Source organism: Aureimonas sp. AU12 (assembly GCF_001463705.1).
GTDB lineage: Bacteria > Pseudomonadota > Alphaproteobacteria > Rhizobiales > Rhizobiaceae > Aureimonas.
In genome coordinates, this window is the sequence record NZ_BBWH01000026.1 from 64,959 (window position 1) to 88,034 (window position 23,076).

23 protein-coding genes and 1 pseudogene are annotated in these 23,076 nt (G+C 69.4%); 9 read left to right on the forward strand and 15 right to left on the reverse strand.

What is annotated here, in order from left to right; genetic code table 11:
- The first annotated feature begins 37 nt into the window (after positions 1-37).
- The 7 genes from AUL33_RS10555 to AUL33_RS10585 all read left to right on the forward strand — a co-directional run bounded on the left by AUL33_RS10555 (position 38) and on the right by AUL33_RS10585 (position 5,018).
- Entirely contained in the window at positions 38-445 is a 408-nt protein-coding gene (locus AUL33_RS10555) for a hypothetical protein (RefSeq protein WP_156419365.1), read from the forward strand.
- Between the two features lie 336 nt (positions 446-781).
- Positions 782-1,618 carry a transporter substrate-binding domain-containing protein gene (locus tag AUL33_RS10560; RefSeq protein WP_062207362.1) on the forward strand — a complete coding sequence of 279 codons (837 nt, stop codon included), beginning with the start codon at positions 782-784 and terminating at the stop codon, positions 1,616-1,618.
- A gap of 85 nt (positions 1,619-1,703) precedes the next feature.
- On the forward strand, positions 1,704-2,366 hold the full coding sequence (locus AUL33_RS10565; protein ID WP_062207364.1) for an amino acid ABC transporter permease: 663 nt from the start codon (positions 1,704-1,706) through the stop codon (positions 2,364-2,366).
- Between the two features lie 4 nt (positions 2,367-2,370).
- The gene (locus AUL33_RS10570) at positions 2,371-3,033 is read left to right on the forward strand and encodes an amino acid ABC transporter permease (RefSeq protein ID WP_062207366.1); all 663 of its coding nucleotides are present in this window, start codon (positions 2,371-2,373) and stop codon (positions 3,031-3,033) included.
- 10 nt (positions 3,034-3,043) lie between these two features.
- A complete protein-coding gene (locus AUL33_RS10575) occupies positions 3,044-3,814 on the forward strand; it encodes an amino acid ABC transporter ATP-binding protein (protein WP_062207368.1) in 771 nt (256 codons plus the stop codon).
- A gap of 17 nt (positions 3,815-3,831) precedes the next feature.
- Positions 3,832-4,215 carry a RidA family protein gene (locus AUL33_RS10580; protein WP_062207370.1) on the forward strand — a complete coding sequence of 128 codons (384 nt, stop codon included), beginning with the start codon at positions 3,832-3,834 and terminating at the stop codon, positions 4,213-4,215.
- A gap of 26 nt (positions 4,216-4,241) precedes the next feature.
- Complete coding sequence (locus AUL33_RS10585; protein ID WP_062207372.1) at positions 4,242-5,018, forward strand: IclR family transcriptional regulator; 777 nt, start codon at positions 4,242-4,244, stop codon at positions 5,016-5,018.
- A 34-nt stretch (positions 5,019-5,052) separates the two neighbouring features.
- On the opposite strand, the gene AUL33_RS10590 is transcribed toward AUL33_RS10585, so the two are convergent.
- Genes AUL33_RS10590 through AUL33_RS10605 form a run of 4 tightly spaced genes read right to left on the reverse strand, consistent with a single transcriptional unit; the run spans position 5,053 to position 8,839 of the window.
- Positions 5,053-6,063 carry a hemin-degrading factor gene (locus AUL33_RS10590; protein ID WP_192843177.1) on the reverse strand — a complete coding sequence of 337 codons (1,011 nt, stop codon included), beginning with the start codon at positions 6,061-6,063 and terminating at the stop codon, positions 5,053-5,055.
- The gene (locus AUL33_RS10595; protein WP_062207415.1) at positions 6,041-6,856 is read right to left on the reverse strand and encodes a heme ABC transporter ATP-binding protein; all 816 of its coding nucleotides are present in this window, start codon (positions 6,854-6,856) and stop codon (positions 6,041-6,043) included. The genes AUL33_RS10590 and AUL33_RS10595 overlap by 23 nt, the downstream gene beginning before the upstream one ends.
- 11 nt (positions 6,857-6,867) lie before the next feature.
- Positions 6,868-7,896 carry an iron ABC transporter permease gene (locus AUL33_RS10600; RefSeq protein WP_244492125.1) on the reverse strand — a complete coding sequence of 343 codons (1,029 nt, stop codon included), beginning with the start codon at positions 7,894-7,896 and terminating at the stop codon, positions 6,868-6,870.
- A 58-nt stretch (positions 7,897-7,954) separates the two neighbouring features.
- Positions 7,955-8,839 (reverse strand): hemin ABC transporter substrate-binding protein, encoded by an 885-nt coding sequence (locus tag AUL33_RS10605; RefSeq protein ID WP_062207376.1) that lies wholly within the window; start codon positions 8,837-8,839, stop codon positions 7,955-7,957.
- Between the two features lie 372 nt (positions 8,840-9,211).
- On the opposite strand from AUL33_RS10605, the gene AUL33_RS10610 reads away from it, so the two are divergent.
- The gene (locus AUL33_RS10610) at positions 9,212-11,407 is read left to right on the forward strand and encodes a TonB-dependent hemoglobin/transferrin/lactoferrin family receptor (RefSeq protein ID WP_062207378.1); all 2,196 of its coding nucleotides are present in this window, start codon (positions 9,212-9,214) and stop codon (positions 11,405-11,407) included.
- Between the two features lie 102 nt (positions 11,408-11,509).
- On the opposite strand, the gene AUL33_RS10615 is transcribed toward AUL33_RS10610, so the two are convergent.
- From AUL33_RS10615 to AUL33_RS10630, 4 genes are all read right to left on the reverse strand, one after another.
- The gene (locus AUL33_RS10615; RefSeq protein WP_062207380.1) at positions 11,510-12,370 is read right to left on the reverse strand and encodes a shikimate dehydrogenase; all 861 of its coding nucleotides are present in this window, start codon (positions 12,368-12,370) and stop codon (positions 11,510-11,512) included.
- 130 nt (positions 12,371-12,500) lie between these two features.
- The gene (locus AUL33_RS10620; protein ID WP_062207381.1) at positions 12,501-13,517 is read right to left on the reverse strand and encodes a TRAP transporter substrate-binding protein; all 1,017 of its coding nucleotides are present in this window, start codon (positions 13,515-13,517) and stop codon (positions 12,501-12,503) included.
- Positions 13,518-13,597: 80 nt separating this feature from the next.
- A complete protein-coding gene (locus AUL33_RS10625) occupies positions 13,598-14,881 on the reverse strand; it encodes a TRAP transporter large permease subunit (protein ID WP_062207383.1) in 1,284 nt (427 codons plus the stop codon).
- 15 nt (positions 14,882-14,896) lie between these two features.
- Entirely contained in the window at positions 14,897-15,460 is a 564-nt protein-coding gene (locus AUL33_RS10630) for a TRAP transporter small permease (RefSeq protein ID WP_062207385.1), read from the reverse strand.
- A 245-nt stretch (positions 15,461-15,705) separates the two neighbouring features.
- Here AUL33_RS10630 and AUL33_RS10635 point away from each other — a divergent pair, with 245 nt between their 5' ends.
- A complete protein-coding gene (locus AUL33_RS10635; protein WP_244492124.1) occupies positions 15,706-16,410 on the forward strand; it encodes a TetR/AcrR family transcriptional regulator in 705 nt (234 codons plus the stop codon).
- 5 nt (positions 16,411-16,415) lie between these two features.
- Here the strand turns inward: AUL33_RS10635 and AUL33_RS10640 are convergent, their stop codons facing one another.
- The 7 genes and pseudogenes from AUL33_RS10640 to AUL33_RS10670 all read right to left on the reverse strand — a co-directional run.
- Positions 16,416-18,308 carry a bifunctional sugar phosphate isomerase/epimerase/4-hydroxyphenylpyruvate dioxygenase family protein gene (locus AUL33_RS10640; RefSeq protein WP_062207387.1) on the reverse strand — a complete coding sequence of 631 codons (1,893 nt, stop codon included), beginning with the start codon at positions 18,306-18,308 and terminating at the stop codon, positions 16,416-16,418.
- 10 nt (positions 18,309-18,318) lie between these two features.
- The gene (locus AUL33_RS10645; protein ID WP_062207389.1) at positions 18,319-19,383 is read right to left on the reverse strand and encodes a 3-carboxy-cis,cis-muconate cycloisomerase; all 1,065 of its coding nucleotides are present in this window, start codon (positions 19,381-19,383) and stop codon (positions 18,319-18,321) included.
- 2 nt (positions 19,384-19,385) lie between these two features.
- Positions 19,386-20,588, reverse strand: coding sequence for a 3-oxoadipyl-CoA thiolase (gene pcaF, locus AUL33_RS10650; RefSeq protein WP_062207391.1), 1,203 nt, complete (start codon positions 20,586-20,588; stop codon positions 19,386-19,388).
- Between the two features lies 1 nt (position 20,589).
- Positions 20,590-21,261: a 3-oxoacid CoA-transferase subunit B gene (locus AUL33_RS10655; protein ID WP_062207393.1), complete on the reverse strand. Its 672-nt coding sequence runs from the start codon at positions 21,259-21,261 to the stop codon at positions 20,590-20,592.
- Positions 21,258-21,992 (reverse strand): 3-oxoacid CoA-transferase subunit A, encoded by a 735-nt coding sequence (locus AUL33_RS10660; RefSeq protein WP_062207395.1) that lies wholly within the window; start codon positions 21,990-21,992, stop codon positions 21,258-21,260. The genes AUL33_RS10655 and AUL33_RS10660 overlap by 4 nt, the downstream gene beginning before the upstream one ends.
- Positions 21,993-22,031: 39 nt before the next feature.
- The gene (gene pcaG, locus AUL33_RS10665) at positions 22,032-22,661 is read right to left on the reverse strand and encodes a protocatechuate 3,4-dioxygenase subunit alpha (RefSeq protein WP_062207397.1); all 630 of its coding nucleotides are present in this window, start codon (positions 22,659-22,661) and stop codon (positions 22,032-22,034) included.
- Between the two features lies 1 nt (position 22,662).
- Positions 22,663-23,076, reverse strand: a pseudogene (locus AUL33_RS10670) (protocatechuate 3,4-dioxygenase subunit beta); the annotation flags it as partial.

Genomic DNA, 23,076 nt, shown 5'->3' on the forward strand with positions numbered 1-23,076 from the left:
CGCCGGCATGGCGCGCGTGCGACGACGCCGTTGCCTGGTGCTCCTCGCAGCCGGGCTTGTCGTCATCGGGGCGGCGGCACGCGCTGATGAACCGGAGCCGCTCATTGACCCGGCGGTGCGTCTCTGCGAACACCTGATCCGCGAAGCCGTGCGCACGCGCTCGACCTATATCCGCGAGACCGTCGCCTTCGGCCGCCCGCGCGGTGGCCGCGCCTTCACCCGCATCACCTTCACCGCGCTCGCCCAGAACGGCTACCACATGCACGGCAAGGCCGAGTGCCGGTTCGACGATGCGCCGGCCACCGCCCGCGAGGCCGCGCGCTGCCCGACCTGCACCCACTACACGTTCCACAGCTTCGTCTTCGACGGCGAGGACCTCGTCCTGCCGCAGCCCAGCCCCCGCATCAGCAGCACCGAGAGCGCACTGCCCGCCCGGGACGGCTGACGAGCGACACGTCCGGAGAACGGCACCCGTCGAGCCCGTCCGTCGAGCCAGCGGCTCATGCAGGCGTCCGACTCTCACGCCTGCGAACTCTCATCCCCACAAGTTGCCGAGTTGCAGCACGCCGGCCGGCGTCGCGCCTGGCGGTCCGTTCGAGTGATCGCAAATCCCTCGCAGCCCAATGCCGCGAGGTGGCTTCGGCACGTCGCCTCGCCAACCGCGAAGACATCGTGCCAAAACTCGCTTGACAACTTTCGCGCCATGCCCGCAGATACAGCAGTCCGCTATTGCAGTCAGATGAACACTATAGCGGACATCAACGGCGATCAGGAGAGTGGCATGGATGTGAAGTCCCTTATCTGCGGTCTGGCGGCGACGACCGTCCTCGCTCTCGCGGCCACCGGTGCGCAGGCCGGCAAGCTCGAGGACGTGCTGGCGCGCGGCACGCTCGTCGTCGGCACCGGCTCGACGAATGCGCCCTGGCACTTCAAGGATGCCGGCGACACGCTGCAGGGCTTCGACATCGACGTGTCGAAGATCGTCGCCAAGGCGCTGTTCGGCGACGCCGAGAAGGTCGAGTTCGTCAACCAGTCCTCCGATGCCCGCATCCCCAACATCACCACCGGCAAGGTCGACATGACCTGCCAGTTCATGACGGTGACGGGCGAGCGCGCGCAGCAGGTGAACTTCACCGTTCCCTACTATCGCGAGGGCGTCGGCCTGATGCTGAAGGCCGACAGCCAATATGCCGACTACGCGGCGCTGAAGGCGGCAGGCTCGTCGGTCACGGTCGCCGTGCTCCAGAACGTCTATGCTGAGGAACTGGTCCACAAGGCGCTGCCCGAGGCGAGCGTCGACCAGTACGAGAGCCAGGACCTTCTCTATCAGGCGCTGCAGTCGGGCCGCGCCGACACGGCGGCGACCGATCAGTCCTCGATCGCCTGGTACGTCACGCAGAACGCCGGCCAGTACAAGGATGCCGGCTACGGCTGGAGCCCGCAGACCTACGCCTGCGCACTGGCGCGCGGCGATCAGGACTGGCTGAACTTCGTCAACACCGCCCTGCACGAGGCGATGACCGGCGTCGAATTCGACACCTATGCCGCCTCCTACAAGGAGTGGTTCGGCAAGGATCTGGCGCCGCCCGCGATCGGCTTCCCCGTCGAGTTCAAGTAGGCCCCGCCATGCTCCCGGCCCTCGCGCGGCCGGGAGCATCCTTCCCGCTCGGCGCGCGGCGCCGCCAGAACCACCGCAGGCGGTCATGGGTTACACGCTGAACTTCGCCGCCGTCTGGCGCAATTTCGACGACCTCGTCTGGGGCCTCGGGCTCAGTCTCGCGCTGGCTTTCGTCGCCATCGGCCTCGGCTGCGTCATCGGCCTCGTCACCGCCTTCGGCCGCACGGCACGCAACCCCGTGCCGAGGGCGCTCGCCGGTGTTTATGTCAGCGTCTTCCGCAACACGCCGCTTCTCGTGCTCGTGCTCTTTTCCTTCTTCGCGCTGCCGCAGCTCGGCTTTCGCCTGTCGAAGACCAACTCCTTCGTGCTGGCGCTCAGCCTCTATTCCGGCGCCTATCTCGCCGAGGTGTTTCGCGGCGGGCTGCTCGGCGTGCCCAAGGGCCTGCGCGAGGCAGGCCTCGCCATCGGCCTGACCGAAGGGCAGATCCGACGTCGCATCGTCGTGCCGGTCATGCTGCGGGCCGTGCTGCCGGCGCTCGGCAGCACCTTCATCGGCCTCTTCAAGGACACCTCGCTCGCCGCCGCCATCGCGGTGCCGGAGCTGACCTTCGAGGCCCGCAAGATCAATGTCGAGACGTTCCGCGTGGTCGAGACCTGGCTCGTCGCCTCCGCCCTCTACGTCGTCACCTGCTCGATCCTCGCCGCGCTCCTGCGCCGGGTCGAGGCCCGTCTCGCGGTTTCGAGGTAAGGCCATGAACGCTCCCGCCTCCTTCCTCGATCTCGTCTGGCTCGCGCGCTGGCCGCTCCTCTACGGGCTCGGCACCACGATCGCGATCTCCGCGCTCGCCATTCTCGGCGGCACGGTCGTCGGCACCGCGCTCGGCCTCGCGCTCACCTTCGGCAACCGCGCGGTGCGCTTCGTCGCGCGTCTCTACACCGACTTCGTGCGCGGCACGCCGGTGCTCGTCCTGGTGCTGGCGAGCTACTACATCCTGGGCACGATCGGCCTCGACCTCACGCCCTTCCAGGCCGGCGTGCTGGCGCTCACCGTGTTCTGCTCCTCGCATGTCGGCGAGATCACGCGTGGCGCACTGCAGGCGCTGCCGCGCGGGCAGGGCGAAGCCGCCAAGGCGATCGGCCTGACCTTCCGCCAGACCTTTCGATACGTGCTGGCGCCGCAGGCGCTGCGCCTCGGTCTGCCGGCTCTCGTCAACACGGCGGCCGAGATGGTGAAGGCCTCGACGCTGCTGTCGGTCATCGGCGTCGCCGAGCTTCTGCTGCGCACGCAGGAGGTGATCTCCCGGACCTTCCAGAGCCTCGAATTCTACCTGCTGGCGGGGCTTCTCTACTTCCTCGTCAACTCCGCCATCGAACGTCTCGGCCGCTTCGTCGAGCGCCGCGTCAGCCTCGCCTGAGGGACCTGCCATGACCGCCAACCTTCTGGAAATCCGGGATCTGCACAAGCGCTACGGCCCGCTTGAGGTCCTCAAGGGCGTCGACTGCGACGTTCGCGCCGGCGAGGTGATCTCGATCATCGGCTCGTCGGGCTCGGGCAAGACCACGATGCTGCGCTGCGTCAACATGCTCGAGGAGTTCGAGGGCGGCACGATCCGCATCGACGGCGAGGAGATCGGCTTCACGACGCAAGGCGGCGTGCGCACGCGCAAGAGCGAGCGCGAGATCGCCCGCCAGCGCGCGCTCACCGGCATGGCGTTCCAGCAGTTCAACCTCTTCCCGCACATGACTGCGGTCGAGAACGTGATGCTCGGGCTCCAGCTCGTGCGCAAGATGAGCCGCGACGAGGCGAGAGCCGTCGGCGAGACCTGGCTCGACCGCGTCGGGCTCCTCGCGCGCAAGGACCAGTATCCCGCAAGGCTTTCCGGCGGCCAGCAGCAGCGCGTGGCGATCGCCCGCGCCATCGCGATGAGCCCGCGCCTCATGCTGTTCGACGAGGTGACCTCGGCGCTCGATCCCGAACTCGTGGCCGAGGTGCTGCAGGTCGTCGGCGATCTCGCCAAGGACGGGATGACGATGCTGCTCGTCACCCACGAGATGCGCTTCGCCTACGAGGTGTCCAGCCGCGTCATCTTCATGAATGGCGGGCGGATCGGCGAGGAGGGGAACCCGCGCGAGATGTTCGTGGCCCCCAAGACCGAGCGGCTGGCCGATTTCCTCAAGTCCTCCCGCTTCAACTGAACCCACAAGGAAGACCCATGTCATTGATCCGTTATGGTGCCGGCGAAACAGGGGCCGGAGGCCAGGCGCTTCCGTTTGCGCGCGCGGTCGAGGCCGACGGCTGGCTGTACGTCTCCGGTCAGGTCGCCATGGAGAAGGGCGAGATCGTCGGCGGCGGCGTGGTCGCGCAGACCCACAAGACGATGGAGAACCTTCTCGCCATTCTTAAAGAGGCCGGATACGGGCTGGAGGACGTGGTGCGCGTCGGCGTCTGGCTCGACGATCCCCGCGACTTCTGGAGCTTCAACGGCGTCTACGCGCAGTATTTCGGCGAGCATCCGCCGGCGCGGGCCTGCGTCCAGTCCGCGATGATGGTGGATTGCAAGGTCGAGATTGACTGCGTTGCCTTCAAGCGGAAATAAGCCGGACGGTGAACGGGGAGTCGGGAATGGACAAGCGGGTCGAGGATGTCGCGAACCGCAGGTCGCGGGGGCTGGAACGGGCCTTCGACATTCTCGACTGCCTGCGCGACGCCGGGCGGCCGCTGCGGCCGAACGAGATCGCCACCGCGATGGGGGCGCCGCGCTCGACCATCTACGAGCTGACCGGCGTTCTCCTCAAACTCGGCGTTCTCGAATCGCGGGGCGGCGAGGGGCGTCTGTTCCTCGGCGCCAAGCTCTTCCTCTTCGGCGCCGCCTATGCCGACCAGTCCGACGTGATGCGCCATGCCTCCGAGCTTCTCGACCGGATCGTCGAGGAGACGCGCGAGACCGCGCAGTTCTGTCTCCTCGACGGCCACAAATACACGGTCGCGATGATGCGGGAGAGTTCGCGCCCGTTCCGCATCTCCTCGAGCGTCGGCGAGCGCACGCCCATCCCGTGGACGGCCTCCGGGCGCCTGCTGCTCGGCCATCTCGGCGAGGCCGAGATCCGCGCCTTCGTGCCGCCCGAGGACTTCCGGCTGCCGTCCGGCGAATGGCTCGACCCCGCGCTCTTCAGCGAGCAGGCGCATCGGGCGCTGAAGGAAGGGGTCTTCACCTTCGATTCCATCGTCGACAGCTATACGCACTGCTTCGCGGTGCCGGTGCTACGCCCCGATGGCTCGGCGGCGGCCACGCTCTGCCTCGTCGCCCCCAAGGACGACGCCCGCCAGAACCACGAACGCTACGTCCGATGCCTGAAGGACGCGGCCGACCGCCTGTCGGTCTGGTACGGCGCGCTCTGAGCGCCGCGCGGGACGGCGGCGAAGCGCGTCCCGTCTACAGCGCCTCGGCGATCTCGCGCCAGGCCGGGTTCTCGCCTCTGTCGGGCTCGCGCACGCCGAAGAACTGGGCCGCCAGCGTCCGGTCGGCGGCGTAGAGTTCGACGGAGGTGAGGAGGCCGAAGCGCGTCGGCTTGCGCACCACGAAGGCGTCGCCGACGAGATCCTCGCGGAAATGCAGTGTGAAGCCGGGCTCCATCGCGTTGATCCACGGGCCCATCGCGCGCACGGTCGTCACCGGTCCGCTGCGGATCTGGATGCCGCCGCGGTTTCCGACGAAGCACATCACCGGCACGCCGGCGGCCGCCGCAGCTTCCAGAAGGCGGGTCGTGGCGAGCGCTTCGAGCGGGCGAACATGCGCTGCGTCCATCGCATCGAGCGCGGAGCGACGGTCGAGCCCATGCCGACGCAGGATCGCGAAGAACTCGTGGATGTCGGCCATGCCGGCGACGTGGCGGCGGAAGGCGTCGGGGTCGGCCGGTCGGCTGGGGCCAGGTGCTGATGCGCGCGGCGAGACGACGAGCGGCGCGCGGCTGCCGGATGCGAAGCCATCGCGAAGGGCTTCGAAGGCATCGACGTCGGACGTCGCGCGAAGATGCACCTTCAGGATCGCGTCGCCCGCAGCGTCGAAGACCTGGACGCTGCGGCGCGGGCCCGCTTCGTCGGGGATTTCCACCGCGAAAGCATGGCGCCACTCCGCGAGGAAGAGCCGCATGTCGAGCGGCGGGTTGACGACGAGGGCGCTCATGCCCTCGATCCCGATGCCGCCGAACTGCCCGACCGTCTCGTGGACGGCCACCTCGTTGCGCATCAGGCTAAGCACTTCGCCGAGCGCCGGCAGGGCCCGGAGAAGCGCCGCCATTTCCGGCCGCAGCCGCACGACCTCCGGCCCGTCGTGGCGAGCCAGCAACGAGGCTTCCGCGAGGCCGAGTTCGTCGGCGAGATCGCGCGGACGGTTGGAGCGCATGTAGTAGGGAAGCGGGCGTTCAGGCGCGAGCGGCGTGTCCATGGGGATCCTCGGAGAGGGCCGCGGTCTGCGGCAGGATGAAGGGAATGTGCGGGGGAGGAAGCACGCCGACGCGAAGGTCGAGGCGGAACACGGACACGACGAGCGCATCGGTCAGGATGTGGCCCGGCGGGCCGTCGGCGACCACGGCCCCTTCGGCGATGACCACGAGCCGGTCGGCAAAGCCCGCGGCGAGGTTGAGATCGTGCAGCACGGCGACGACGCCGCCGCCGGCGCGGGCGAACTCGCGGGCGATCTGCAGCACCGCGATCTGGTGGCGGATGTCGAGGCTGGAAATGGGCTCGTCGAGGAACAGGAAGCGGGTGGGCTCGTTCGGCGCCGGCGTACCTGCTTGGCAGAGGACGCGGGCGAGATGCACCCGCTGCTGCTCGCCGCCCGACAGTTCGCCATAGACCCTCGCCCCGAACCCGGAGAGCTCCACCCGCGCCAGCGCCTGCTCCACCGCCGTAGGCCCGCCGCCCCGCCCGCCGGCGTCGAGGCCGAGCCGAACGACCTCGGCGACGGTGAAGGGAAAGGACAGCGCCGAACTCTGCGGCAGAACGGCGCGGCGCCGGGCGATCGCGGCGGGCGACAGTCGCGCCATGTCGACGCCGTCGAGCCGCACCCGGCCCGACGCCGGCGCGATCTCGCCGGTCGCGAGTTTCAGAAGCGTCGACTTGCCGGCCCCGTTCGGCCCGGCGATCACGGTGAGCTGGCCCGGCACGAAGGCGAGCGTCGTGGGATGCAGCGCGATCCGGCCGCGATAGGCGAGGGCGGCGTCGTCGAGGCGGATCATCGCGGCCACGTTCATAGGCCCGAGACGCCGCGTCGGCGCATCAGGATCCAGAGGAAGACGGGCGCGCCGATCGCGGCGGTGAGGATGCCGATGGGAAGCTCGGCCGGCGCCACGATCGTGCGGGCCGCCATGTCGGCGACGAGAAGCAGCGCGCCGCCGCCGAGCGCGGAGGCCGGCAGGAGGTGGCGGTGGTCCGGCCCGATCGACAGGCGCAGGAGATGGGGCACGACGATACCGACGAAGCCGATCGGCCCGGCGACGGCGACGGCCGCGCCGGTGGCGAGCGCCACGAGGAGGATCGTCAGGCGCTTGAGGCGCTGCACGCGGATGCCGAGATGGAAGGCTTCCGCCTCGCCGAGCACGATGCCGTTGAGGCCGCGCGCGATCAGCGGCATCAGCGCGAGGGCGGCGAGCATCATCGGCGCGCCGGCGAGGAGCTTTGTCCAAGTCGCGCCGCCGAGCCCGCCGAGGCTCCAGAAGGTGAGGTCGCGCAGCTGCGCGTCGTCGCTGCCATAGACGAGAAGCCCGATGCCGGCGCTGGCGAAGGCACCGAGCGCGATGCCGGCGAGCAGCATGAGCGCGACCGAGGACTGTCCGGCGCGCGTGCCGATGCGATAGATCAGCAGCGTCGTCGCCAAGCCTCCGCCGAAAGCGGCGACCGGCAGGGCGTAGACGCCGAAGAGCGCGACGAGCGGCGCCAGCGCGCCGTGCGACAGCACGATCGTCGCCACCGCCGCGAGTGCGGCGCCGGAGGAGACGCCGACGAGACCGGGATCGGCGAGCGGGTTGCGGAACAGGCCCTGCATCATCGCCCCGACCGAACCGAGCGCCGCGCCGACGAGCGCCCCGAGCAGCACGCGCGGCAGCCGGATCTGCCACACGATCACCGTCTCGGCGAGCGGCGCGCCGCGCCCCTGCGGCCCGGCGGCGAGGATCGAGGCGACGCGCGCCGGCGACAGCATGGCCGGGCCGACGCCGACCGCCATCACCGCAATGGCGAGGAGGCTGAGCCCGAGCGCCAGCAGCACCGCTCGCCCCACCGCGCTGCGGTCGCCGGACCGCGTGCGGGCGGGGGGGCGATCGGTGAGACTCGCGATGTCAACGGACAAGGGGGCCGTCGCCTTCGGCAAGGTCGGGATAGAGGCGGGCGGCGAGATCGCGCACGGCGTCGGGCGTGCGCGGTCCGAAGCCGAGGAGATAGAGACCGTCCATGCGGATCAGCGCGCCGGCCTGTCCCGCCGGCGTCGCCGCCAGTGCGGGCACGCTGAACGGGTCGGCGGGGGGCGAGCCGGCGCGATCCACCATGAGGATGACGTCCGGCTGCAGCGCCGCCAGGGCCTCGCTCGACAGGATCTTGTAGCCCTCGACCTCGTCGAAGACGTTGTCAGCGCCGGCGAGGCGGATCACCGTGTCGGCACCGGTGCCGCGACCGGCGGCGTTCGGGCGACCGTCCGCCAGCGACAGGATGAAGAGGACGCGCTTGCGACGCTCCACCGCGCTGAGCGCCGTCTCCAGCGCCGTGAACTTGGCGGCCATGGCGGTCGCCATCGCCTCGCCCTCCGCCGGGTGCCCGACCGCTGCGGCGACGGCGCGCACCTTGTCGAGGAGGCTCGGCACGGTGAGGCCGGTCGGCACGTGGCGCACGGGCACGCCCGCGGCATCGATCAGCGTCACCGCCTCTGGCGGACCGGCGCCCTCGTCCATCAGGATAAGGTCCGGCGACAGCGACAGGACCCCTTCGGCCGAGAGCGCGCGCATGTAACCGACATTGGGCTTGGTGGCCATGACTTCGGGCGGATGGAGGCTGGTCGTGTCCACGGCCGCCACGCGGTCGCCCTCGCCGAGCGCATAGAGGATCTCGGTGATCGCGCCGCCGATGGAGACGATGCGGCGGGGCAGTTCGTCGGCCTGCGATCGGCCCGTGGCCAGACCGGCCGTGACGAGCGCGAGGGTGAGAAGGGCGGCGGAGCGAAACGGGCGCATGACGCAAGGGATCCGGACTTGCGCCGCCTCGCGAAGCTCGGGGCTCGGAGCCAAGCGGCGATAGCGGCGAGGGAATGATCGCTCTTCCGATTGCGGCATCGCACAGTGAGTGTCAAGCAAAGTCATCTTAAGAACGCTTCTAATATTGACATTGGAACGTCTCGAAACTGGAAATATTCCAGCCAATACTGAAATGGTTCTAACAAACTGAACTATTGACTCTTTGTCATCCGATGAAATACCGAACGATGACGCACGCCGCATCTGCCCTGCCGCTCGAACATCGAGCGATGCCTGCCGGGTCGTCCTGCGTCGATTTTCAGACACGGGGTTCGGGACTTGAAAGACATGACACGGTCGATACGAGGATGGATGGCGGGCGTCGCCGTGTCGGCCCTGGCCATGGGTGCGCTCGCAGTGCCGACCCCGGCGCTGGCGCAGGCGGTTGCCGGCGCTGACGACGACGTGGTGCTCGATCCCGTCGTGGTCGAAAGCGCGGCGGCGCCGGTCTCGGCCGCCAAGACGACCACCGCCACCACCACCACGACGACGCGCCGCACGATCGACGACAAGCTCGTCGACAGCATCGCCGATCTCGGACGCACCGAGGAGGCCGGCGTCACCTTCAACCGCCGCACCAACAGCCTCAACGTGCGCGGCTTGGAGGGCTCGCGCGTCCTCACCACGATCGACGGCGTGCGGGTTCCCTATCTCAACGACGCCACGCGCGGCGCCACCGGCGGTGGAAGCTCGTTCGACTTCGACACGCTCTCGGCGCTCGATCTCACCCGCGGTACGGCGCCGCTCGCCGGCTCGGGCGCGCTCGGCGGCGTCCTGGCGCTGCGCACGCTCGACCCGGAAGACCTGCTCCTCGGCGGGCGCCGGATCGGCGGGCTGACGAAGAACGGCTACGATTCCGTCGATCGCAGCTGGTTCACCAGCAATGCCGCCGCCATGCGCTCGGGCGACACGCTCGTCCTGGTGCAGGGCGGCTATCGCGGCGGTCACGAGTTCGACTCGATGGGCGACCGGGATATCCTGGGGGCTGCGCGCACCGCGCCGAACCCGTCCGACACCGAGCAGGGCAACCTCCTCGCCAAGCTCCACCAGTATGTCGAGGGCGGCCACCGCTTCGGTCTCGTCGGCGAGATCTACGATCGCAACGAGGATATCGACGGCCGCACGACGCAGACGGCCACCGGCAACTATCGGGGCGGCCAGTACTTCACCGGCGAGGAGCTGGCCCGGCGCAAGGCGGCGCTCACTTATGATTTCGACGCGCCGGAGCGCGGCACCGGCTGGATCGACGAGGCCAACGCCACGCTCTACTACCAGGAGGTCGAGCGGCACACGAGTGTCGATGCCTATCGCTCGACCTCCGTGGTCGGCCCGTTCACCCGTGACAACAGCTACGAGGAGGGGACCTACGGGTTCAACGGTTCGGCGTCGGGCGACTACGCGCTGGGCGCGGCCCGGCACCGCATCACGGTCGGCACCGAACTGCGCTCGGGCACCTCGACGCAGTATTCCGCCGGCGAGGACGGCTGCCCCGCTGGCCCGCCCTATCCGCGCGCCTTCACCGCCTGCAACAACCTCCACACCAATCAGGCCGACACGCCGAAGGTCGACAGCCGGGCGATCGGCTTCTACGCGCAGGACGAGGTGGCGCTCCTTGCCGAGCGGCTGCGGATCACGCCGGGCCTGCGCTTCGACTGGTACGAGGAGAAGCCAGAGCTGACCCCGGAATACGAGGGGAGCGCGGCCTTCAACGGCAGGCTGCCCGCATCCTCCAGCGATCAGGCGCTGTCGCCCAAGCTTCTCGCCGAATACGACCTCCTGCCCGAGCTCACCGCCTATGCGCAGTGGGGCATGGGCTTCCGGGCACCCACGGCGGGCGAGCTCTACTCGCGCTTCGGCGCCGTCGGCACCTATCTGCGCATCGGCAACGAGGATCTCGATCCCGAGACGAGCCGGGGCTTCGATGTCGGCCTGCGGGCCGGCAATGCCGATCTCGGCGGCCAGCTCAACGTCTTCCACACCCGCTATCGCAACTTCATCGACACGGTGACGCTCGCCCGGCCCGGCGGCGAGTACCCGCAGGGCGGCATCACCGGCTACCGGAACATTCCCGACGCCGAGATCGCGGGCGTCGAGGTCGGCGGCCATGTCCGCTTCCTCGACGGCTGGCAGGCGCGGGCCTCGCTCGCCTATGCGCAGGGGCGCAACCTGACGGACGATACCTATCTCGATTCGGTGTCGCCGCTGACCGCGTTGCTCGGCCTCGGCTACGAGCGGCAGGACTGGGGCGGGGAGGTCACGACGAAGCTCGCGGCACGGCGCGACAAGGTCGACGAGGGCTTCGTCGCCCCCGGCTACGGCGTCCTCGACGTCACCGCCTGGTACGCGCCGGCACGCCTGCCCGGTCTCAAGCTGACCGGCGGCGTCTTCAACATTCTCGACAAGACCTACTACGACGCCGTGAACGTGCCCGACAGCCGGACGCAGCCGTCACTCTACTATTCCGAGCCCGGCCGCTCGTTCAAGCTGAACGTCACCTATCAGTTCTAGGCAGCAAGACGCACCGTCGGCGAAGTCAGGCGACCCGGACCGGCAAGACGGTTCGGGTCGTTTGGCGTTCGGACGCTGGCGGACCTCGCGAGACCCGGCGCGTCAGGCGCCCATGCCCGCGAAGTGGGCGAGCATGCGTTCGGCATCGGGCTCGATCCCGGTGAAGAGGCGGAAGGCGCCGACGGCCTGGAACACCGCCATGCCGCCGCCGTCCACCGTGCAGCATCCGAGCGCCCGTGCGCGGCGTAGCAGCTCGGTCTCCAGCGGAAAATAGACGATCTCGGCGACCCATATGGCGGGGCGCAGCATCTCGGCCGGCAGCGGCAGGCCGGGATGGGCGGCCATGCCGGTCGGCGTCGCGTGGACGAGGCCCGACGCCCGCGCCATCGCGGCGCCAAGGTCCGTGCCAGGCTCGACGCGTGCCCCCTCGAATTGCGCCTGCATCTCGCTCGCCAAGGCTGCGGCGCGGCCGGCGTCGCGGTCGAAGATCGTCAGGTGGCGTGCCCCCAGCCCAAGCGTCGCATGGGCCACCGCGGCACCCGCGCCGCCGGCGCCGAGCTGCACGACCGAGCGCATGTCCGCGTCCGGCAGGCCGCGGCGGAAGCCTTCCGCGAAGCCGGACTGGTCGGTGTTGTGGCCGATGCGACGCCCCTCGCGCAGCACCACCGTGTTGACGGCGCCGAGCGCCCGGGCTGCGGGAGAGAGGTCGTGCAGGAAGGGGATCACCGCCTGCTTGGCGGGATGGGTGACGTTGACGCCGGCAAAGCCGCGCGCCTCGACCTCGGCAAGGAGATCGGGCAGCGCCGCGACCCCGACGCCCCGCCGGTCGAGATCGATCAGCTCGTAGCGCAGCGACAGGCCGTTGGCGCGGCCTTCCTCGGTGTGAAGGGCGGGCGAGCGCGAAAGCTGGATGCCGCTGCCGATGAGGCCGACATCGATCGTGCGGGTGGGTCTGTCGAGCATCGCGGCGGTCCCGCTTCTTGGGGTCTGGGAAGGCGGACCCGCCACGGGAGGGCGGGCCGCGGAAAGGGGCGTCCCGCGCCCTCGGCCGATCGTCGGCTTCGAGGGGCGGGCCGCCGGGGCGCGGCGCGTCTTACTGCGTGCCGCGAAGGCGCTTCAGCTCGGCCGCCACCGCATCCACCGTTTCGCCGCCGATCTGGTCGCGGAACTGCGCGACCACCGGCTGCACCGCCGCGCGGAAGCCTTCCAACTCTTCGGGCGTCAGTTCGGTGACCTCCATGCCGCTGGCCTTGATGTCGGCGAGGAAGCCGGCATTGGCGTCGCGCGAGACCTTGCGCTGGTAGTCGCGCGCCTCGTTCGCGGCGTCGCGGAGAAGCGCCTGCTCGTCGGCGTCGAGCTTGTCCCAGAAAGTCTTCGAGACGAGAACGACCTGCGGATTGTACTGGTGGCCGGTCAGCGTCAGGTACTTCTGCACCTCGGTGAACTTGGCGTTGACGATGTTGGAGAGGGGGTTCTCCTGGCCGTCCACGGTGCCGGTCTCCAGCGCCGAGTAGAGCTCGGGATAGGGCAGCGGCACGGCGTTGGCGCCGAGCGCGTTGAACATGGCAATGGGGACCGCCGACTGCACGGTGCGGATCTTCAGGCCCGCGACCTCGCCGACGCTCTTCACCGCATGGCGGTCGTTCGTCAGGTGGCGGAAGCCCAGCTCCCAGAAGCCGAGACCGACCAGCCGGTTCGCCGGCAGGCGCTCCGTGAGCGCGGTGCCGACCGGTCCGTCCATCACCGCATCGGCCTCTTCCGGCGTGCCGAAGAGGAAGGGCAGGTCGACGACGCCGAACTCCTTGACCGTGCCGGACAGGAGGCCGGCATTCATCACGCTCATCTCGACGATGCCGCCCTGCAGCGCCGACAGGGTCTGGACGTCGCCGCCGAGCGTGCCGCCGGGGAAGAGCTTCACGGCGATCTTGCCGTCGCTCTTTTCCTTCACGATCTCGGCGAAGCGCTCCATGCCGGTCACCTGCGGGTGGCCCTTGGAGTTCTGCGCCGCGAACTTGATCGTGCGGGACTGGATCTCGGCGCTCGCGCCGCCAGCGGAGACGAAGAGCGCGGTGGCCGCGACGGCGGCCATGAGGGTCTTGGTCAGGGTCATTGTCGGTTCCTCCCGAGGCGGCTTCGCGCCTCTTCTCGTTGACGGCCCTTGGGGCCGGTTCGGGTTGCGCCGGGCCGGGGTCAGCGCCCGGCGAAGAAGGCGGCGGGCACGGTGACGAGCGCCGGAAACAGGACGAGCAGCAGCAGCACGATGAGCTGCGCCAGCATGAAGGGCAGGACGCCGCGGATCAGCTTGTCCATCGAGATGCCGCCGACGCCGCAGACGACGTTCAGCACCGTGCCGACGGGGGGCGTGATCAGGCCGATCGAGTTGTTGATGATGAAGAGGACGCCGAAATAGACGGGGTCGATGCCGGCCTCGCGGATCACCGGCATCAGCACCGGCGTCAGGATGAGGATGGTCGGCGTCATGTCCATCGCCGTGCCGACGGCGATGATCAGCGCCATGATGGCCAGAAGCAGCAGCGTCTGGTTGTCCATCAGCGGTTCGAGCAGCGCCACCATGGCGCCCGGCAGGTCGGCGATGGTGATGAGCCAGGCCGAGACCGAAGCGGCGGCGACGAGGAACATGACGACCGCCGTGGTCTTGGCGGCGGCGGTGAAGACGCCGAGCAGCATGGCCGGCGTCAGCTCGCGGTAGATCACCATCGCGACGAAGAGCGAGTAGACGGCGGCGACGACGCCGGCTTCCGTCGGGGTGAAGATGCCGAACTTCAGGCCGAAGATGATGATCACGGGCAGCATCAGCGCCCAGAGGCTGGACACGAAGGCGTGGCGCCGATCCGCCCCACTGGCGCGCGGCGGCAGGGCGATCTCGTCGCGCCGGATCACCACCAGCCAGGCGATGCAGAGCGCGGCGCCGATCATCAGGCCGGGTGCGATGCCGGCGAGGAAGAGCTGCGTGATCGAGACGCCGCCGACGACGCCGTAAAGGATGAAGCCGATCGAGGGCGGGATGATCGGACCGATGATCGCCGAGGAGGCGATGAGGCCGCCCGATTTCGCCGCGTCATGGCCGGACTTCACCATCATCGGCATCAGAAGCGCGGCGAGCGCCGCGGCATCGGCCACCGCCGAGCCCGAGAGCGAGGAGAGGACGCAGGCCGCCAGGATGCAGACGAAGCCGAGGCCGCCGCGCCGGTGCCCGACGAGCGCCACCGCGAGATCGACGATGCGTTTCGACAGGCCACCCTGGTTCATCACCTCGCCGGCCAGCATGAAGAAGGGCACCGCCATCAGCGTGAAGCTGTCGGCGCCCTGCAGGATGGTCTGGGCGACGATCTGCCCGTCGAACAGGTCCATGTGGACCATGAGCGCGACGCCGGACAGGATGAGCGCGAAAGCGATGGGCATGCCCAGCGCCATCGTGCCGAGGAGCGAGCCGAGGAAGACCGCGATGACCATGGTGTCGCTCTCCCTCTAGCGGCCGAGGCCGGCGGCGGCGCGCGGGGCCGTGCCGGTGGCTTCGGGCGGCAGCAACTCCTCCGATTCCTGCACCAGCACCGCCGAGGCGAGGTCGATGCGACCGGTCAGGATGCCGAGGAGTTCGCTGGCGAGAATGAGGAGGGCGGGCACGGCGAAGGCGATGGCGGGGATGTGGAACCAGGCCATGGAGATGCCGGTGGCGGGCGTCACCGAGCTCCAGTTGATCACGGCCTGCGCGAAGCTGCCCTGCAGCAGCAGGCCGCAGGCGAGGATCATGAGGAGATAGGAAAGCGCGACGCAGGCCTTGGCGAGCGGCAGCGGCAACGCCCGGATCATCGTGTCGATGCCGATATGGGCGTGCTCGCGCAGCGCCACGAGGGCACCGAGGAAGATCAGCCAGACGAAGGCGAGGCGCGACAGTTCTTCGGAGGCGGTGATGCCGCTGTTCATCGCGTAGCGCAGCACGACATTGCCGAAGACGAGCACCACCATCGCCGCCAGAAGCAGGGCGATGGTCAAGCGCAGGGCCGCGAAATAGAGATCGACGAGACGTCGCATCGATGCAGTCCTCCCGTGGCCGCCCGGATTCGGGTTCGGCCCTTGTCGTTCGTTCGACCCTCGACGCGCAAACCGCAAGCGGCGACCGGGCACCGAGAGGTGTCGGACGAGCGGGACGCCGCCGTCCTCCCGGCTGCGATCCCTGTTGGAAAATGTGTACGAACCAGTTCGTATAGTCAACCACGAAAACGGTCCCGATGATTTTCGGGCTTCTCTTCGACGACGCATTGGGGCAACTGCGAAGAATGATGAAGCGTGACGAGACCAGCGCAACGGATGGGCCGCACGGCGACGAGCCCGCGGGCGCGCCCGTTCGCGCCTCGCGTTCGCACCGCGACCGCACGCAGACCACCCGCAACGACATTCTCGTGGTGGCGCGCGAGGAGTTCGCCGCCAATGGCCTGTCGGGCGCGCGGGTCGATGCGATCGCCGAGCGCACGCGCACCTCGAAACGGATGATCTACTATCATTTCGGCTCGAAGGAGGGCCTCTACCTCGCCGTTCTCGAGCATGCCTACGGCGCGATCCGGCAGGTCGAATCGCAGCTCAATCTCGGTGATCTCGACCCGCCCGAGGCGATGCGCCGGCTGATCGACTTCACCTTCGACTACGACGAGGCGAACCCCGAATTCATCCGCCTCGTCACCATCGAGAACATCCATCGGGCCGAGCACATGGCGCAGTCGGCGACGCTGGGCGCGCTGAACGTCTCGGTGATCTCAACGATCTCGACGATCCTCCAGCGCGGCCAGGCGCGGGGCGATTTTCGCGGCGGCATCGATCCCATCGACCTCCACATGCTCATCTCGTCCTTCTGCTTCTTCCGCGTCTCCAACCGCCACACGTTCGGCACGATCTTCCGGCGCGACCTGTCGGAGCCGCAGACCCGCGAGCGCCACAAGGCGCTGCTGCAGGACGCGGTGCTGGCTCTTCTCGCGCCGCGCCCCTGAGGGCTTCAGAGCTTCGGGATCGCGGGTTGCGACAGGCGCGACTGCGTGGCGAGGCGGATCGGCGCATTCGGCGCGCCGAGGCCACGATAGCCGCGGCGCTCCACGAGTTCGACGAAGAAGCCGCCGGGCAGCGCCCGCAGGTAGATCTGGAAATACTCGCCGGCCTCGTCGCGGTCGTAGAGGATGCCGGTGGCGCGCATTTGGGCCAGCGTCTCGGGGGGCAGATCGAACTTGGCCTCGAGGTCGTCGTAGTAGTTCTGGGGGATCGGCAGCAGCGGCACGCCGCTCGCCTGCAGCGCCTTGGCCGTCGCAAAGATGTCGTTGGTGCGGAAGGCGACGTGCTGCACCCCCGGCCCGACGAATTGCGAGACGAACTGGGCCGAGAGCGTGCGCGCCGACTGCGATCCGTTGAGGACGACGCGAAGGCTCCCGTCGGCGGTCTCCAGCACCTGGCTGCGCACCAGCCCGCCGGGATCGGGCACCTCCACCGTCGGCAGGACGCTCAGGTCGAAGATCGAGCGGTAGAACAGCGTCCAGGACAGCATGTCCTCGTAGCGCACGGTCTGGGCGATGTGATCGACCGCGACGAGGCCGGCGCCGGCATGGCGGTCCCAGCCCGGCTCCAGCGCGAAATCGCGCTCCCATTGCCGGCCGAGCGCGTCGTCCTGCGGCACGAGATAGAGAAGGCTGCCGCCAACGCCCCGGATCGCCGGCAGGTCCTGTTCGCCCGAGGCGACCGTCTGGCGGAAGGGCGTCGCCAGAAGCCCCTCGGCGCGCGCCAGGGCGGCCGGGGCGTCCGTCATGCGCAGCCCGAGCGCGCAGACATTGGTGCCGTGGACGACGTAGGAGGAATGCGCGAACCCCTCCATCTCGGTGTTGACGACGACGCGCAGGTCCCCCTGCACGAAAAGCTCGACATCCTTCGAACGGTGCGTGCCGGCATGGCGAAAGCCGATCGCCGTCAGCATGTCGGTCAGCCCCTCCGCCGAGGCGCCGTCGGTGGCGAACTCGGTGAAGGAGACGCCCGCGGTGCGCGCCGGGGCGGGCAGGGGATCGCGCTCGGACGGGCCCTTCATCGCCCGGCCTTCGGCCTTCAGACGGTCCATCAGGTAGATCAGCGAGCGCCGCCCGTCGACGGCGGTCTGGCGGGCCGAGCCGGCGCGGAACTGGTCGTTGAAGATCTCCAGCGAATAGTAGCCGTCGTAGCCGGTCGCCTCGATCGCGGCCATGAAGTCGGCGATGGGCAGGGCGCCCTGGCCGGGCATGTTGCGGTAGTGCCGGCTCCACGAGAGAAGATCGAGGTCGAGCTTCGGCGCGTCGGCCATCTGGACGATGAAGATCTTGTCCTTCGGGATCGAGCGGATGGAGGCGCTGTCGATGCCGCGCGCCAGCGAATGGAAGCTGTCGAGGATGAGGCCGACATGGGCGTGGTCGGCGCGGCGCACGATCTCCCAGGCGTCGCGGTGGTCGTTGACGAAGCGCCCCCAGGCCAGCGCCTCGTAGCCGATGCGAACGCCGGCGCCGGCGGCGATCTCGCCGAGCGCAGCCAGGTCCTCGGCCGCGCGGTCGATGCCGCCCAGCGCCAGCGGCGAGACGGTGGAGCAGATGAGGATGAGATCGGTGCCGAGCTCGTTCATCGTCTCGAACTTGCGCCGCGCCCGGTCGAAGGCCTTGGCGCGCTGCGGCTCGGGCAGGCCCTCGAAGTCGCGGAACGGCTGGAACAGCGAGATCTCGAGGCCGGCATCGCGCACCATCTGCCCGACCTCGCGGGGCCCGTGGTCGAAGGCGAGGAAGTCGTTCTCGAAGATCTCGACCGCGCCGAAGCCGGCGGCGGCCGTCGCAGTCAGCTTCTCGGCGAGGTCGCCGGAGAGCGAGACGGTGGCGATCGAGGTCTTCATCGGCGGGCCCTCATGCGGTTGCGCGGCAGGTGAAACGGGCGCCGGTCAGAAGCGCGTCAGCGAGGCGAAGCCCGGCGCCGGCGGCTTCCGCCATGGGCGGCAGGACGAACCATTCGAGCGTCCAGGCCGCGCCGGAGCGCTCGTTCTCGTGGATCATGGCCTGCTGCATCGTGCCGGCCAGCCCGGCATTCAGCCGCGCGAGGGCGACGAGCACCTCGGCACCGACCGGGTTCTGCTTGTGCGCCATGGCCGAGGATCCGCCGCCGCCCAGGAGTTGCAGCGCGCCGACCTCGCTCTGGGCGAGAAGCGCCGCATCCTGCCCGATCTTGCCGAGCGTGCCGGTGAGGACCGCCAGCGCCTGCGCGATGTCGAGGATGCGGGTGCGATCGCTGTGCCAGGGTGCGGCGTCGGCCAGAGCGAGACGGCGGGCGAGCGCGGCCGACAGCTCGGCCGCCTGCGGCCCGAAGCTTGAGCCGTCGCCGACGGGGCCGCCGAGCTGGACCGCCAGCGTTGATGCGGGAAGCGCCGCTAGGCGCGCGCGATGGGCGAGAAGCGGCCGGCGCCAGGTCGCCAGCTTGGCCGCGACGGTGAAGGGGAGGGCTGCCTGCATGCGCGTGTGCGCCATGAGAGGCGAGTCGCCCTGCTCGGCGGTCCATGCGTCGAGACGGGCCAGGAGCGCGTCGAGCCGTTCGCCGAGCAGGGCGACCACCGGCTTCAGCCGCAGCATCAGGCCGGTGTCGATCGCATCCTGGCTCGTCGCGCCCTTGTGGACCGAGGCCGCATGAGGGGCGCCCACGGCCTCGCGCAATTGGCGAACCAGGGCGGGCACCACGACGCCATCGCGGGCGAAGCCGCGGCGAAGGTCGTCGTGGTCGAGAGCCTTCCCCATGCGCCCCACGGCCTCGCGGATCGCAACCCCCGCCTCAAGCGAGAAGATGCCCAGCTCTGCCTGCGCCTCGGCCAGCGCCGCCTCGAATTCGAGGATGGCGGCGATCTCCGCCTGCATCGAAAATTGCGCGGCGATCGCGGCATCGCTCGCGAAGGCATGGGCGAGGGGCCGGTCCGCGCTTTCCATCGTCAGACCCGCTCAACGGCCACGGCGATGCCCTGGCCGACGCCGACGCACATCGTGGCGAGCGCCCGTTTCCCACCCGTCAGCGCCAGCTCCAGCGCCGCCGTGCCCGCAATGCGAGCACCCGACATGCCGAGCGGATGGCCGAGGGCGATGGCGCCGCCGTTCGGGTTCACACGCGCGTCGTCGTCGGCGATCCCGAGGTCGCGCAGCGTCGCGAGGCCCTGAGAGGCGAAGGCCTCGTTCAGTTCGATCACGTCGAAGTCGGCCTCGGTCAGACCCAGCCGCGCCATCAGCTTCCTCGAGGCCGGCGCCGGGCCGAAGCCCATGATGCGAGGCGGTACGCCCGCCGAGGCACCGCCGAGGATGCGCGCGATCGGCGTCAGGCCGTGGCGCCGAGCCGCCGCCTCGCTCGCCACGATCAGCGCCGCTGCGCCATCGTTGACGCCCGAGGCATTGCCCGCCGTCACCGATCCGCCCTTGCGGAAGGGCGTGCCGAGCTTGGCCAGCGCCTCCATCGTCGTGGCGCGCGGGTGCTCGTCGCGATCCACCACGACCGGGTCGCCCTTGCGCTGCGGGATGGTGACGGGAACGATCTCGCGGGCGAGGCGCCCGTTGCCCTGTGCGGCCGCAGCCTTCTCCTGCGATCGAACGGCGAAGGCGTCCTGATCCTCGCGAGAGATGCCGAAGTCCTCGGCGACGTTCTCGCCGGTCTCCGGCATGGAATCGACGCCGTACTGCGCCTTCATGATCGGGTTGACGAAGCGCCAGCCGATCGTCGTGTCGTGGATCTCGGCGTGGCGCGAGAAGGCGGTTTCCGCCTTCGGCATGACGAAGGGCGCGCGCGACATGGACTCGACGCCGCCCGCGATCACCAGCTCCGCCTCGCCGGCCTTGATCGCACGGGCCGCCGTGATGACCGCGTCCATACCGGATCCGCAGAGCCGGTTCATCGTGGTGCCCGGCACGGTCTCGGGAAGACCGGCGAGCAGCAGCGACATGCGCGCCACGTTGCGGTTGTCCTCGCCGGCCTGGTTGGCGCAACCGAAGATCACCTCGTCCACCGCCTCGAAGTCGAGCGCGGGATAACGCTCCATCAGCGCCTTCAGGGGCACGGCGCCGAGATCGTCGGCCCGCACAGAGGCCAGCGCGCCGCCGAAGCGGCCGATGGGCGTGCGCAGGTAGGCGCAGATGAAGGCCTCAGTCATCTCAAAGCTCCGGAACGACGAGGTCGGCGACGGCGCCGGGCACGAGGAGTTCGGCGCCGGTCACGGCCTGCAACTCTTCGACCGACAGGGACGGCAGCTTCTCGACCAGCACGAAGCGCCCGCCCTCGATGTCGATGACGGCCAGGCTCGTGTAGACCCGCGTCACGCATCCGACGCCGGTCAGCGGCAGCGAGCAGCGTTTCACGAGCTTCGGCTTGCCGTCCTTGGTCACGTGGTCGGTGATGACGGCGACGCGCTTGGCGCCGTGCACGAGGTCCATTGCGCCGCCCACCGCCGGAACCCCCTTCGGCCCGGTCGACCAGTTGGCGAGATCGCCGGTCTCGGCCACCTCGTAGGCGCCGAGGATGGCGACATCCAGATGGCCGCCGCGCACCATGGAGAAACTGTCGGCGTGGTGGAAGAAGGCGGTGCCGGGTTTCAGCGTCACCGCCTTCTTGCCGGCGTTGATGAGGTCCCAGTCCTCCTCGCCCGCGGCGGGCGCCTCGCCAAAGCCGAGGATGCCGTTCTCGGTGTGGAAGATCGCCTCGCGGCCGGGCGGCTGGAAGCGCGCGACCATTTCGGGAAAGCCGATGCCGAGATTGACGTAGGCGCCATCCGTGATGTCCTGCGCGGCGCGCCAGGCGATCTGGGTGGCGGTCAGCTTGGCGGTCATGCGGCCCTCGCAGGGTAGACGGCGTTGGCGCGGTTCAGCTCTTCTTCCTGCGCTGGATCGGGCACCTCGACCACCCCTTGCACGAAGATGCCAGGGGTGACGACGCATTCGGGGTCGATCGCGCCGGGCTCGACGATCTCGGACACCTGCACGATCGTCCGCGCGGCGGCCATGCACATCAGCGGATTGAAGTTGCGGGCCGCCTTGTTGAAGACGAGGTTGCCCAGCCGATCGCCGCGATGGGCCTTCACCAGCGCGACATCGGCCTTCAGCCAGAGTTCGCGCACGTAAGGCCGCCCGTCGAACGTCTCGACCGGCTTGCCCGCGGCGAGGTCGGTGCCGTAGCTCGTCGGCGTATAGAAGGCGGGGATGCCCGCCCCGCCGGCGCGGATGCGCTCGGCAAGCGTTCCCTGCGGCACCAGCTCCAGTTCGATTTCCCCGGCCAGATAGCGCTCGGTGAAGACGCGCGGATCGGCCGAGCGTGGGAAAGAGCAGATGAGCTTCGCCACCATGCCCTGCTCGATGAGCGCGGCAAGACCCACATGGCCGTTCCCGGCATTGTTGTTGACGACCGTCAAACCCGTCGGATGACCGGTGGCGCAAAACCGATCGATCAGCGCATGGATCAGCTCGATCGGCGCGCCCGAGCCGCCGAAGCCGCCGATCATCACCGTCGCGCCGTCCTCGATGCCGGCGACGGCCTCGGCGAGGCTGGGAAGCGTCTTGTCCATGTCGGTCCTTCCATGCGGCCGATCGGGCCACCGCCGGTTTCAGATGTCGAGGAAGACGGTCTCGGCCTCGCCCTGCAGGCGGATGTCGAAGCGAAAGACGGGGAGCCCATCCCGCTCCGAGCGACCGGCGATCAGCGTCTCGCGCCGTTCGGGCTCGGGAATGCGTGAAAGCAGCGGGTCGCCCGCATTGGCTTGCCGCTCGTCGGCGAGATAGGCGCGGGTGTGCAGGCCGAGATTGATGCCGCGTGCCACGATCCAGACCGTGATGTGCGGCGCCTGCAGGCGACCATCGGGGAAGGGCACCCGGCCTGGCCGGATGGTCTCGAAGCGATACGTGCCGTCCTCGACTGAGAGCGGCTGGCGTCCCCAGCCGGCGAAGGCCGGGTCGGCGGTCCCGCGCGTCTCGGCGGGCGAGTTGTAGAGGCCGGCCGCGTCCGCCTGCCAGATCTCGATGAGCGCGTCGCGCACCGGCGCGCCCGCGCCGTCGGTGACGCGGCCCTCCAGCACGATGCGCTCGCCCCGCGTGTCGGGGCCGACGAGGACGAGCCCGAGATCCTCGCGCCAGACGCCCGTGATCTCCACCCAGTTCGGATTGGTGCCGATATGGACGTAGGGGCCCGCCGTCTGCGAGGGCGACTCCTTCAGGTAGTCGAGGCGCTGCTTCGTCACGTCAGTTCCCCTCCATCCGGTTTTCGAACATCGTCGAGCGCCGCCCGCGCAGCACGATGTCGAAGCGGTAGGCGAGCGCGTCCATCGGAATCGTGGCGTTGCGGTCGAGAAGGGCGACGAGCTGCTCGACCGCCTCACGGTCGCGAATGGTGCGCACGATCGGACATTGCCCGATCATCGGGTCGCCCTCGAAATACATCTGGGTGACGAGACGCTGCGCGAAGGCGCGGCCGAAGAGCGAGAAGTGGATATGGGCGGGGCGCCAGTCGTTCGGCCCGTTCGGCCAGGGGTAGGCGCCGGGCTTCACGGTGCGGAAGGCGTAGGCACCGTCCTCGTCGGTGATGCAGCGCCCGCAGCCGCCGAAATTGGGGTCGAGCGCGGCGAGATACGACTCTTTCTTGTGGCGGTAGCGCCC

What these genes read in the sequence shown, in the direction of transcription:
- AUL33_RS10560 (WP_062207362.1), top strand. Translation starts at nt 782, where the DNA reads ATGGATGTGAAGTCCCTTATCTGCGGTCTGGCGGCGACGACCGTCCTC.
- AUL33_RS10565 (WP_062207364.1), top strand. Translation starts at nt 1,704, where the DNA reads ATGGGTTACACGCTGAACTTCGCCGCCGTCTGGCGCAATTTCGACGAC.
- AUL33_RS10570 (WP_062207366.1), top strand. Translation starts at nt 2,371, where the DNA reads ATGAACGCTCCCGCCTCCTTCCTCGATCTCGTCTGGCTCGCGCGCTGG.
- AUL33_RS10575 (WP_062207368.1), top strand. Translation starts at nt 3,044, where the DNA reads ATGACCGCCAACCTTCTGGAAATCCGGGATCTGCACAAGCGCTACGGC.
- AUL33_RS10580 (WP_062207370.1), top strand. Translation starts at nt 3,832, where the DNA reads ATGTCATTGATCCGTTATGGTGCCGGCGAAACAGGGGCCGGAGGCCAG.
- AUL33_RS10585 (WP_062207372.1), top strand. Translation starts at nt 4,242, where the DNA reads ATGGACAAGCGGGTCGAGGATGTCGCGAACCGCAGGTCGCGGGGGCTG.
- AUL33_RS10590 (WP_192843177.1), bottom strand. Translation starts at nt 6,063, where the DNA reads ATGGACACGCCGCTCGCGCCTGAACGCCCGCTTCCCTACTACATGCGC.
- AUL33_RS10595 (WP_062207415.1), bottom strand. Translation starts at nt 6,856, where the DNA reads ATGATCCGCCTCGACGACGCCGCCCTCGCCTATCGCGGCCGGATCGCG.
- AUL33_RS10605 (WP_062207376.1), bottom strand. Translation starts at nt 8,839, where the DNA reads ATGCGCCCGTTTCGCTCCGCCGCCCTTCTCACCCTCGCGCTCGTCACG.
- AUL33_RS10610 (WP_062207378.1), top strand. Translation starts at nt 9,212, where the DNA reads ATGGCGGGCGTCGCCGTGTCGGCCCTGGCCATGGGTGCGCTCGCAGTG.
- AUL33_RS10615 (WP_062207380.1), bottom strand. Translation starts at nt 12,370, where the DNA reads ATGCTCGACAGACCCACCCGCACGATCGATGTCGGCCTCATCGGCAGC.
- AUL33_RS10620 (WP_062207381.1), bottom strand. Translation starts at nt 13,517, where the DNA reads ATGACCCTGACCAAGACCCTCATGGCCGCCGTCGCGGCCACCGCGCTC.
- AUL33_RS10625 (WP_062207383.1), bottom strand. Translation starts at nt 14,881, where the DNA reads ATGGTCATCGCGGTCTTCCTCGGCTCGCTCCTCGGCACGATGGCGCTG.
- AUL33_RS10630 (WP_062207385.1), bottom strand. Translation starts at nt 15,460, where the DNA reads ATGCGACGTCTCGTCGATCTCTATTTCGCGGCCCTGCGCTTGACCATC.
- AUL33_RS10635 (WP_244492124.1), top strand. Translation starts at nt 15,706, where the DNA reads ATGATGAAGCGTGACGAGACCAGCGCAACGGATGGGCCGCACGGCGAC.
- AUL33_RS10640 (WP_062207387.1), bottom strand. Translation starts at nt 18,308, where the DNA reads ATGAAGACCTCGATCGCCACCGTCTCGCTCTCCGGCGACCTCGCCGAG.
- AUL33_RS10645 (WP_062207389.1), bottom strand. Translation starts at nt 19,383, where the DNA reads ATGGAAAGCGCGGACCGGCCCCTCGCCCATGCCTTCGCGAGCGATGCC.
- pcaF (WP_062207391.1), bottom strand. Translation starts at nt 20,588, where the DNA reads ATGACTGAGGCCTTCATCTGCGCCTACCTGCGCACGCCCATCGGCCGC.
- AUL33_RS10655 (WP_062207393.1), bottom strand. Translation starts at nt 21,261, where the DNA reads ATGACCGCCAAGCTGACCGCCACCCAGATCGCCTGGCGCGCCGCGCAG.
- AUL33_RS10660 (WP_062207395.1), bottom strand. Translation starts at nt 21,992, where the DNA reads ATGGACAAGACGCTTCCCAGCCTCGCCGAGGCCGTCGCCGGCATCGAG.